Origin of the sequence: Bacteroides reticulotermitis JCM 10512 (genome assembly GCF_000517545.1) — a bacterium.
In the GTDB taxonomy this organism is placed as follows: Bacteria; Bacteroidota; Bacteroidia; order Bacteroidales; family Bacteroidaceae; genus Bacteroides; species Bacteroides reticulotermitis.
This window is the reverse complement of the sequence record NZ_BAIV01000023.1, coordinates 13,191-25,026: the sequence shown is the minus strand read 5'-3', so window position 1 is coordinate 25,026 and position 11,836 is coordinate 13,191. Positions and strand designations below refer to the sequence as shown.

The following is an 11,836-nucleotide window of genomic DNA, read 5'->3' as shown; positions in this document are numbered from 1 at the left end:
ATAGCTAATTATCCGATAACCTTCAATTCACCATGTTCTATCTTCAATTTCTTCAAGTCCATGTATCTCTTCAGAGCTTCCAAGTAGTAATAGTCGGCATAGTTCAGTGGCGTATCGATTTCCGATCCGTTGGGTAGTGAGCGACAGAGTGCATTAAAATGAATCCTTGATTCTCACCAACCTTCGCCAGGTAAGCATCGCTAGACAAGCTTTTCAGAATCTTCTCCGCATAATCGAAGTATTTCTTTCCGTCCGGAACCATTGTGCTTAGTTCAAGGAATGCGGCTGCGGTGACAGAAGCTGCGGAAACATCACGTGGCGTTTCGGCTGTTACCGGTGCATCATAATCCCAATACGGAATGGCATCTTCTGTCTTTACGCGTTCCATAATCATATCGGCTATGTTAACGGCAAAGTTCAGGAATGTAGTATCATTTACTTCGCGGTAGCAGGATGTATATCCATACACAGCCCATGCTTGTCCGCGTGCCCATGAAGAATCGTCGTTCTTACCCTGATGCGTCTGTTTGCGCTCCACCGTGCCGTCATTGTTATAGCTGATAACGTGCCAGCTGGTATAGTCGGGTCGGAAATGATGTTTCATTGTAGTCACGGCATGTTTGATAGCCACATCCTTATATTTATTGTCTCCGGTTGCTTTCGATACATTGAATAGAAGATCGAGATTCATCATGTTGTCGATGATGACCGGGAAATTCCAGGTTCCGAAGTCCCATGAACGGATACATCCGATCGATTCATTGAAGCGTCCACAGAGATTGTCCGCTGTTTCTTTCATGACAGCTGCAATCGTATCATTAGGAGCCAAGCGCTCGGCGTTGCCATAGCTGCAATTAATCATAAATCCTAAATCGTGTGTACCTTTATAATAACGTACCGGGTTCAAAAGGTTGGTATAGTAAACTGCTTGTGATTTCAGTGTGTCGTTGCCTGTCAGTTCATAAGCATACCAAAGCGAGCCGGGGAAGAAACCACTGGTCCAATCGTAAACGTTAGAAAGACGACGGTTGCCTAGTTCCTCTTTACTTGGTTGTGCGCGAAGAGAATCTTTGAAAGTGAGAGAATCTCTTTCTAATTGTCTGCATAGAAATTCCATATCATATCCGGTACGAATGGAGCGTGGAAGCCGGCCGGTAGATTCAACTTCTTCTGCCGAAAGCTTGAGCTGCGCCGAAGCTACATCCAGACTTTTCTTAATCCAACTGTAGTCTTCCTTGGGAGCAGTTTGGCATGCTGCCAATGCTATCGTAACCGAAGCAAAGAGAACAATTTTCTTTTTCATGTTATTCATTTTGAATGATTGTTTATGTAGATTTGTAACTGTTGCAAAAGTAACTTTACAGTTCTGTTTTTTATGGCAGGAATGTTGAAAAGGATCATGAAACAGGTTTAAGACTATTACTTTTGTTGAAAAAGCTGTTGATTTTGTCAAATACCCCTTTTAGGGTATATTCCTGAATCCTATTTCAACCTTTTAGAATAAAATAGTTTTTTTCTCTCCCGCTTTAAAATGAAGTTCCTTACTCTCATTTTTATAAACGATATCAACCGTCTGTTCATAGGTGCTACTGATATGCGCTGTATGTATCTTTCCTTTTTTCCACTCCATGTCTATTGTGAATCCACCTCTGGCTTTGAGTCCGTTTATTTTTCCTTCTTTCCAGGTAGTGGGTAATGCAGGAAGTAGATGGATATTTCCTTGATGGCTTTGTAGTAGCATCTCAGCTATACCCGCTGTCGCACCAAAGTTGCCGTCTATCTGAAAAGGTAAAGCATTCAATAGATTGCGATACAGGCCACCTCTATTTTCTGCCTTGACGTTTGGATCGACAAAGTTGATCAAGTTTGTTAATGCTTCATTGGCATTGTCCGAATCGTACAAGCGTGACCAGAGAGCTATTTTCCATGCCATACTCCATCCGGTAGTTTTGTTGCCTCGGGTATGTAGCGATCGACGTGCTGCATTAAATACATCGGGCGTATCATTGGTTATATCCGAACCGGGATATAAGCCGAAAAGATGAGAGACATGGCGGTGTTGCGGTTCGCTCTCTTCATATTCTTTATCCCACTCCAACAGTTCGCCTTTACTTCCGATCTGATATCCCTGAAGCTTGTCTCTCTTATCGGTTAGTTCTTTGCGGAAAGTGTGATCCGTTTGAAGTATTTCAGAAGCTTGTATGGTATTGCTGAACAGAGACCGAATGATGGCCTGATCCATTGTACTTCCCTCGCACACCGATGCAGGAGTACCGTCAGGTAGAAGGAACGCGTTTTCCGGTGATGTGCTGACAGGAGTAACGAGTTTGCCGTCGCGGTTTTCAATGAGCCATTCGGCACAGAAAACGGATGCTCCTTTCAATATTGGATAGTACTTCTTTAAGAAATCAACATCTTTAGTGAATAAGTAGTGTTCCCAAATATGATTACATAACCAAGGGCCCGACATATTCCAGTAAAACCAATAAACAAACCCGTCGGAAGGGTAAGTCTCTCGCCAAATAGAAATGTTATGGTGGATAGCCCAGCCATCTAGCCATACATATCGTGCGCCAACCCTTTACCTCTGTCGGCTATTTCTTCAATTAGCGTAAATAATGGCTGGTGACATTCCGAAAGATTCGTTACCTCAGCCGGCCAATAATTCATCTCCAGATTTATATTGAGTGTGTATCCGGAGTTCCATGGAGGAAGAACTTTATCGTTCCATAGACCTTGCAGATTTAAAGGCTGTCCGCCAGGCCGGGAGCCGGCTATCATTAAATATCGTCCGAACTGAAATAGCTGGGTGATGAGGCCTTGATCTTCTTTCTCTTTAAAAAGTTTGAGACGTTCATCTGTCGGAAGGCTTTGCTGATTCTTATCGGCAGGAAGCGTGAACTGCACCCGGTTGAATAATGACTGATAATCGGCGATGTGATTTTGCTTGATTACCTGTACGCTTTGCTTTTCGATCTTTTTCTGATCGTTCAGAATTTGTTGGTGCGGGTCTTTGCCTTCTTTGCTCGGACTTTTATGAGGACCGTTATAACTGGTAGCCGCATATAGCATTAACGTAACTTCTTGGCAATTGGTAGCTACTAACTGTCCGTCGATTATCTCTAATTTACCTTCTTTGTGTGCAGACGTAAGAGAAGCTTCAAAGAAAGGACCTTTTCCATCCATCTCATCTCCGTAAATAACGTGTTTGTTTTGGATGACATTTCCTTCCGAATCAAAATATTCCGGGTGCAGGCGTTGGGTACCGAAGCGTTGCATGTGTTCAATATCTCGTCGTTGAGCATGTGCAGATGCCTGTCCTTTTAAAAAGAGTTGGTTCTCTTCCGCATCGATCTTTGAGGGGTGAAGAGACTCTAAAGAGGCTTTAAAGTTTAAGACCGGTTTTGATGCTTTCAGGTGTACAATAATGGCCTGAGCCGGGTAGGAAGCAAATACCTCTCTACGGATGCTTACGCCATTTTGCTTATAAGAGGTCGTAACAATGGCATGCTCCATGTCCAGCGAATGTTTATATTCCGTGACAGGAACTTTTGAATCAAAATCGATATAAAGATCACCGAAAGGTTGGTAAGCTTCATTGAGTCGTCCGATCCATTCTTTTTGCATGATTGCACCGCTTCGCCGTTCTTACCTTCCTTGAGTAAGCGTTTTATATGGTCGAGATTGGCCGTTACATCTATCTTTTTAGGAGTTTCCGGTTCTCCACTATAAAGCGTGTTTTCGTTAAATTGTATTCTTTCTTTTTGCGTATCTCCGAAGATCATGGCTCCGAGACGTCCGTTACCGACCGGTAAGGCTTCCTCCCATTCTTTAGCGGGCGACTTATACCATAAAGTCAGCTCGTTGTGCGCTTGTGAATGAATAAAGCAAAAAGATGCAATAAATAGGGATGCTATTCTGTTTCTTATTTTAAACATTGTCTGGGTGTAATATTAGTGTATAGTTTTCTCCGCGTACGGTAGAAATAGTAATGCGTGTTTCCTTCTTTTCTTTATTTTGCGATACGTTAATCGTTTTTTGAGGACAGGCTACTTTATATAATCCATCGATCGTAATTTGTGTATCGAACGGTTTCTCTTCTTGTATCACGTCCTCCTCGCTAAGCAGTCCCATGTGCGCATGAGATACTCTTCTCATATCAGGTTCACATATGGAGAGTTTGTACGACTCTTTTGCTTGTTTCTCTAAAATATAAGAAAGAGGAATATTGACTCGTTTGACCAATTGGCCGTTGTACTCCTTATCGGCATTGAACAATGCAGCATGCCAGGAACCTTTTATCTTATGATGAACGATGTGCGCGTCGTTGTTTTGCGATAGGACTTCAATCGGACTGTTATCGGATAGCAATTGTTCCGCTACTTCTTTATCTTTCTGCTTGAGTATATAATACAGATACATAGCGTCTTGAGGCGCTTTGCCATGATCGATATAAGCAATGTAATGCCTACCTCTATCTATTGTGCTCACTACGCCCTTTTTGACTACGTACATGAGAGAAGGATCGGTCAAGATGGTTTCTTTGTCGCTCCGGTTGTTAGTACCGTTTCCACCAAATGCCTGGAAAAGAGTGGTTACGGTAGGATACGTCTGATCTTTGTTTTGTATATTCGTACCCAAGCACAATAAGAAATCATCGAATACGAAAACAGACTTATTGGCACGGAATGATTTATCATACGTTATATCGTGCATGCGGAAAGAGAATAAAGCCTCCTGCGGAGAAGCATGTACGCCGGTCAGGAACGTTTCGTCCGAGAAGTTGCGATGGCCGGAACTGGCCCCCCCTTTGTCTTGTAGTAACTGTTCGGGTAGAACCTTAGTCGTAGCTCCGGAAATATAATTCCAGTTGAAATTAGCTTCTTGCGGTGCGAAAGATTTGCGCTTATTTCTAAAGTCAAAATACTCGACTTGTCCGTAAGCAAGGTAACGTCCTTTCGTGTTCTCTGTTGCTGATGATTCAAAATCCCAAATATAGCGATTGAAACCTTTGATGTTGAAATGGAAGTTTTCATCTTTGGCTACGAGTAAACCGGAGTAGGGCATGAATAAAGTACCTTTCACTGCTTCTTCCTGCTTGATTGAGGTGGTAGCTAGTTGTTGCACTAATTCGATCTCACCGACCGTACTGGTATACGCCAAGTTGGAATTTACTTCAGTTACATAGTCGGATATCGCTTTTTGATTATCATTCGATGCTAAAATTCGTTTAAATGCAGCTGTCAGCTCTTTATCCGGCGTTTTAGATGACAGAGCTGCGTAAGCAAATGCCGGCAATAATGTCTCTAATGTTTGTTGCCCTTCAGGGAAGCGGCCAACAGTTCCCGCAGGAACATCCAAACCGGCACAAAAGAATCGGAAAGTTAATAACCCTTGCTTCAAGTTGTGCATCGTAGTTTCGGACAATGCGTAGGGGGTGTCGTGGAGTAAATAAGCGATGAGTGAACCGGCATAGAGTGCATGCGGGTAATAAGCGCTATGATAAGGACCTCTGTGATGGTAGCCTGAGAAATCGGCTTTAAAGGTTCCGAAGAAGCCGGGAGCTATGCCCAACGCATTATCCATGTATTGTTTAAAAGCAGTCAAAGCGACTTGTCTTTCCTGCTCATTAGTCAACGAGAGTGCGTATATTAGTTTCGGTATGGCTAAAGCCCGTAAATTGTCGGCTACTTCGCCGGGATGTGCCGGAGTCTGATAACAGATACCGAACATGGTAAACCAATTGAGCGCATGGAGTTCGCGATTTAGTTGCTCAGCGGTTAGTTGATCTTTCAGTAAGAAGAAGGAGTGAAAATAGCCTGAACTTCTCAGCTTCTCAAAACAGAGAGTTCCCATGCCACTTCCATCAGCCCAACCTTGATCGTTGAACCAATCGTAAATGTATAATGCTTTTTGAAGGCTTGCTTCGTTTTTATTTTTGCGATAGTCCAGTGCTAACGGAAGTAGGACTTTCTCATTGATCGTTCTGAACTTTTCGGCTTTTATTCCGTCGATTGTGGCGGGTGCTCCCATGGGGAATAGAGTCTCTCCAATCGGATTTTTGTCTTGATCATACTGAATCTTGACTTTTCCGGAAGCTTTTAGTCCGCTTTGAATAAACTTCTTTTCGCTCTCTTTTCTCATCTTGACCCATTTGTCAGCGGGTTGATCTTTGCTTCCCAGATACCATCCGGTTAGCCTATTGGCGATTACTTCTATTTGTTCGCTGCCGGAACTTATGACCTGAGCTGTTTTTGCCTTTGTGTTTCGATAGCCTGTGAAGTTAGGAATCAGGCTAAAGTCTGTCCGGTTTACCTTGTATTGTGCGTCCGACATGTTTTGCCAAGATACTTTGGGGGTAAATTCGAGTATGTCTAAATACGTAACGCCTCCTTTGCCCTGTGCAGGGAAGTGTAATTCGACTGATTCTATCTGGACCGAAGAAGGCTTCTTCATGTCTTCCTGAAACTTAGCCCATATGCATCGCCAGCCTTTGAAGTTAAGTAAGAAAGGGAGTTGACAGACTTCTTTTCCGTCGTTGTTTTTGAATGAAAAGACGAGGTGGCTGTTTACCGGTATTTCATTGTATACCCATACATTCATTCCACCGTTGCGACTTTTACTAGCTTCTGAAATGCCTTGCGGAGAGGGTAAGAGTAGGGTAGCATTTCGCTTCCAATTCACTTTTAATGATTGGTTGCCTAACTTGTATTTGTTTGTTGATAAAGTAAGCGTTCCCTTATTTATTTTCCAGTCGCTCGGAATCGTTTTCTCTTCGAATGAATAAATCTGAGCAAACGAAGGAAGGCTGAAGAGTAGCGCAAATAAGGAACAGATTATATACAGCTTGTTTTTCATCATATCTTTAGGAATAATGTGAGTGAGAGGCATGAGTGAAAAGCGTTACAAAGACAAGTGTGTTAAGTCTTGTTTCTGTAACGCTTTGATTGTTTGTCGAGATTATTTATCCCATCCGGGATTCTGATTGTATTTAGTTAGTAAGTCTAAATCTCTTTGAGGTATGGGAAGCAGTTCATGTTTATTCTTCTTGGTGTAGTCAGCAGCAATGTAGAACTGTGCTCCGTCACTATACCAGTCAACAATATCCTGAGCTGTTTCTCTCACACTTTCATAATAAATACCCCAGCGTGTCAGGTCTTGACGGCGATGTCCTTCAAAGGCTAATTCATAGGCACGCTCGTTGCGAACGGCTTCCTGAAATTCAGTGTACGACATACCTGCTTGCAAGTCGCTTCTGCTACTTGCCGTATTGACGGGAAGTCCAAAACCACGGCGGCGTACCATGTTGATTGCTTCGTAGGCATCAGTCGTTGGCCCTTGTTTCCATTCGTTCAAAGCTTCGGCATACAATAATAACACGTCCGCATAACGTAATATGTACCAGTTGATATTGGATAAATTCGCCTCGACCAGATAGTTTGCGTCGTTTACGTATTTCTCTGTATCCCATTTACCGGGCATATGCCATCCATATACGACTTTTTCAAATTATCTTTTGCATCTTCCTGCAACGCGTCATTTATGTTACCACTTGTATTAATCGGAAGTTTGACTCCATCTTCACCTGTAGCCGTATTTTTTCCATATTTATGATCTGCAAAGGAGATAGCCCATCTCTTATCATTATCGTGATCTTTCCAGTCGCGTAGGAAAGTCGGTATCACTCTCCAGTTACCGGCATTACGTACACCTTTGATACCACTGGCAGCTACTCCATTCCATTTACCAATACGTCCACTTGGATCGGAAGCGGCTACTCCGGTGATGGCGGGCGAGTAGAAACTCACTTCAATCAGACTTTCGTCTGCATCCCAAATACCGTTGCAAGTATTCTTCCATAATTGTTCGTAATCACTAAGCAGGTGGTGTTTACCCGACTCCACTAATTTTTTCGCGGTTTTAGCTGCTGCTTCCCATTTACTTGTGTCATTGACAGGATGTCCGGCCCAAGTAGCGTAAACTTTAGTTAATAGTCCTAATGCAGCGCCTTTGGATAAACGGAAACTGTTGTCTCCCCGGAAACGATCATCTATCGCATACGGTAAATTCTCGACGGCATACACTAAATCTTCTTCCATGAACCGATAAACCTCCGCAGCATCTGCCTGCGTGAAAGTTGATGGGTGCTCGTTCGACTGCTTGGTCGAAGTCATTAATGTGACATGACCGTACCAGCGAACTAACTCGAAGTAATAAAGTGCGCGTAGGCAACGTGCTTCTGCTATAAAAACGATCGCTTTCTGTTTGTCTACATCATCGTATCCACCTATTTTATGCTGGATTCTTTCGATAAAGTCGTTAGCGTCATAAACAGCATCGTATAAATTAGTCCAAGTTGTTTGCACCTCACTCTGCGTGCTGGTGTAAGAGTTAGACGGTACCAGACGGAGGCCATCCGGGCTATTGCCCTGACATTTGGCTATGTCGCTAGGCAGTGTGAATAGTAAAGACAGGTGGTATCTGTACATCCCTTCCTCTACCATGTTGCGGTATACGCCCAGAAGAACGTTTTGCGCTTCGGCGGCATTATTCATATAGTTTGGCTTCTCAACCTCTGTGTAACTCGTTTCGTCCAGTGAACAGGAGCTAACGGTTATTGCACAGATCAGTGTATATAAGTAGTATTTTATATTTTTCATTGTTCTTGTTATTTAATTTAGAATTGAACTTCGACACCAAATGTAAATACCTTACTCTTCGGATAAGCTCCCCAGTCAAATCCTGGCATGAGCGGGCTGTTTTTCATATTTACTTCCGGATCGAAACCGCTGTATTTGGTCAGACAGAACAAGTTTTGTGCAGTACCGTATACTCTTAAACGGTTGATGTATGCTTTTCTTGTCCATTTGTTCGGTAACGTATATCCCAAAGTTACATTCTTCAAACGCAGGAACGAACCGTCTTCGATGAAGCGTGAATATAATTCATACTTGACATACCCTTTAGCGGAAGGCACACGGTTGGATGCATTGGTTGGTGTCCAACGATTGGCAACTTCGGCTAATTGGTTGCTACGCTCGTTTTGCGATTGAGTGTGGAACATACGAGTCGCATTATAAACATCATTCCCAAAGCTGAACTGGAACATAAAGCTGAAATCAATGTTTTTGTAGTTGATCGTATTATTAATACCTCCATACCAATCAGGTAAACCATTACCAATTACGGTACGGTCTGATGTACTGATAACTCCATCGCCGTCCATATCTTTATACTTAACCATACCGGGTTCTACGGGTTTACCAGAGTGACTACTGATATCAGCAATACCTGGTTTTAGAATCATTTTTCCGTCAGGAGTCACATTGAAATCAGAGGTTTGATATACGCCATCAAAGACATAACCGTAAATCTGTCCAAGCGATGAACCGACAGTTGCTACATAATCATAGCCTGTAAAGTTGCTATTGAATCTTGTTGCAGAGTACATCGAAACGGTTCCATCTTGCAACGATTTCAAAGTGTTCTTAATAAAGGAGATATTGAAATCGGTTTGCCATATCAGGTTACGCTTTTGAATGTTGACAGTATTCAAATTCAACTCAATACCTTTATTCTGAATCTTTCCGATATTCTGCCATTGCGATTCAAAACCTGTTATGTAAGCCAGATTCTGAGCTAAAAGCAAGTCTTTCGTATTCTTTATGAAGAAATCGGCAGTCAGGTTCAAGCGATTATCCAGAAGGCCCAAGTCAAGTCCGATGTTGGTGGTTGTAGAACCTTCCCATTTCAGATTCTTATTAGCCAGTTGCTTAGGAGTCAATACAGTTGTCAGTTTATTGCCGACTCCGTACTTACTCTCCGTATACAAATCCATCGATAGATAGTTCGAAATACGGTCATTACCTACTGTACCCCATCCTAAACGAAGTTTCATGTTTGAAATAGGAGTAATGTCTCTCATGAACTTTTCTTCGGAAATACGCCATGCCGCAGAGAATGAGGGGAAGTATCCCCATTTGTTCTTTTTAGAGAACACGGTAGAACCATCAGCACGTACAGTAGCGGTAAAAAAATACCGATTGTCGAAGTTGTAGTTCGCACGAGTAAAGAAAGACAATAGCTTCTTATCATTTCTGGTCGTTTCAACCCGGCTAGGAGTAGCTCCCAGGCCTAAGTTGTCATTACCCATATTTTCGAATGGGAAATCTTTAGCTTGACCTAACAAATGTTCATAGCTTCTGTAAGAGAATTCATGTCCGAGCATGATGTCGAAAGAGTTCTTTTTGTTGATCTTCTTTTTGTAGGTCAGTGTGTTATTGTTTGACCAACGCAATTCTTTCTGCATCTGTGTCGAACCGTATGTCCCACCGCTACGATAGGCCTGACTAGACTGTTCGCCATAAAATGTATCAACTCTCGTATTAGTCGTATTATAGGTAGCTGATGATTTAAACGTTAATCCTTTCATCAGTTGTATGGTCAACGCTGCATTGGCACTCCATAATTCCGACTGTCTGCGGCTGTTTACCGCTTGAGCTTGCTTGATCGGATTGATTTGTGAGTACGTTTGGTTTTCGCTAATTTCCAGTGGGTCGAAAACCGAGTTCAACAGCTCTTCATTTGTAATATTCAGACCGCCGGTAGGACGTGCATTGATCAGATTAGACAAAACATTCAATGTGCCACCTGTACCCGATGTTCCAATACCATCCTTCACCGTATTGGCGTAGTTGATGGTCGTATTGAGCGTGATTGCTTTGTTAATTTCCTGATTCAGGCGTAACTTGGCGGTGTTTTTCTTATATCCGCTATTGGTAAAGATACCATTCTCATCGAAATGAGAGAAAGACACCGCATATTGTGATTCTTTCGTACCACCATTGATACTTATGTCGTGATTCTGAGACCAGGTAGATTTGAATGCAGCATCTTGCCAGTCTACTCCTCTTTCTGTCAAATAATCGTCTAAATTCTGGTAGCGATAAGGAACTCCTTCTTTGTCTTCACCTTCTTGATAATAGGTAGTAGCAAATTTACCTGGGTTGATTTCCATTTGTAGGCCTACGAATTCATAAGGGTTTAGCAGGTCTAACTTCTTAGACATATCGCGATAGCTTGCCGAACCGTTATAGGTAATGATAGGCTTTCCTTCTTTACCGGATTTGGTGGTGACCAATACAACCCCGTTTGCTGCGCGAGCACCGTAGATTGCCGAGGCCGAAGCATCTTTCAATACGTCGACCGATTCGATATCCGAGTTAGCCAGGTAGTCAATGTTGCTAACTTCAAAACCGTCCACGATGAAAAGAGGAGAGGAGTCGCCATTTACCGTACCGACACCGCGTATCTTAATATCAAAACCCGATCCCGGAGTACCGTCCGATTGTGTAATTTGTACACCGGCAATTTGGCCTCCTAAGGCTTCTACTACCGAACTGGTTTTGAATCCTTCAATTGATTTGGCACCTACAGAGGAAACAGAACCCGTCAGGTCACTTCTCTTCATGCTACCATAACCTACAACTACTACCTCATCGAGCATAGCGTTGTCCGGAACCAGTTTAACGGTTAGCTTTTTTGAAGCTGTTAATTTGATTTCCTGCGTTTTGTAGCCGATGTAACTGAACACCAAGGTGGCGTTACTGCGAGTCTTAATGGAGAAGTTACCATCAAAGTCGGTGATGACGCCTTTCTTGCCATTTTTTACTTGTACAGTCGCTCCGATCAAAGGAATATCTGTTTCGTCAAGTACCACACCGTTGGTGGTTACTTGCTGCTCCTGGGCAAAGGTGCAGATTGCCATCAGGAGAGCTAGGAGGGTAAGATACCCTCTTTTGCTCAATGTACTAAATATAGTTTTATATGTATTCAT

The 11,836-nt window shown here is 42.8% G+C and carries 3 protein-coding genes and 3 pseudogenes; all 6 read right to left on the bottom strand.

Annotated features, from left to right (window positions below; translation table 11 throughout):
• Positions 1 to 8: 8 nt before the first annotated feature.
• The 6 genes and pseudogenes from JCM10512_RS13795 to JCM10512_RS13770 all read right to left on the bottom strand — a co-directional run bounded on the left by JCM10512_RS13795 (position 9) and on the right by JCM10512_RS13770 (position 11,836).
• Positions 9 to 1,312: pseudogene (locus tag JCM10512_RS13795) on the bottom strand (DUF4995 domain-containing protein).
• Positions 1,313 to 1,495: 183 nt separating this feature from the next.
• On the bottom strand, positions 1,496 to 1,741 hold the full coding sequence (locus JCM10512_RS25125) for a glycoside hydrolase family 95-like protein (RefSeq protein WP_439644381.1): 246 nt from the start codon (positions 1,739 to 1,741) through the stop codon (positions 1,496 to 1,498).
• A 54-nt stretch (positions 1,742 to 1,795) separates the two neighbouring features.
• Positions 1,796 to 3,938 (bottom strand): annotated as a pseudogene (locus tag JCM10512_RS25120) (glycoside hydrolase family 95 protein); the annotation flags it as partial.
• Positions 3,931 to 6,861 carry a chondroitinase family polysaccharide lyase gene (locus tag JCM10512_RS13785; protein ID WP_244437210.1) on the bottom strand — a complete coding sequence of 977 codons (2,931 nt, stop codon included), beginning with the start codon at positions 6,859 to 6,861 and terminating at the stop codon, positions 3,931 to 3,933. The gene JCM10512_RS13785 and the pseudogene JCM10512_RS25120, both read right to left, overlap by 8 nt.
• Before the next feature lie 99 nt (positions 6,862 to 6,960).
• Positions 6,961 to 8,660, bottom strand: a pseudogene (locus JCM10512_RS21460) (RagB/SusD family nutrient uptake outer membrane protein).
• 17 nt (positions 8,661 to 8,677) lie between these two features.
• On the bottom strand, positions 8,678 to 11,836 hold the full coding sequence (locus JCM10512_RS13770; protein ID WP_044163955.1) for a SusC/RagA family TonB-linked outer membrane protein: 3,159 nt from the start codon (positions 11,834 to 11,836) through the stop codon (positions 8,678 to 8,680).

Bases quoted from the DNA above. Each gene is read 5' to 3' on its own strand.
- JCM10512_RS25125 (WP_439644381.1), bottom strand. From the start codon at position 1,741: ATGCTACTACAAAGCCATCAAGGAAATATCCATCTACTTCCTGCATTA.
- JCM10512_RS13785 (WP_244437210.1), bottom strand. From the start codon at position 6,861: ATGATGAAAAACAAGCTGTATATAATCTGTTCCTTATTTGCGCTACTC.
- JCM10512_RS13770 (WP_044163955.1), bottom strand. From the start codon at position 11,836: ATGAATACATATAAAACTATATTTAGTACATTGAGCAAAAGAGGGTAT.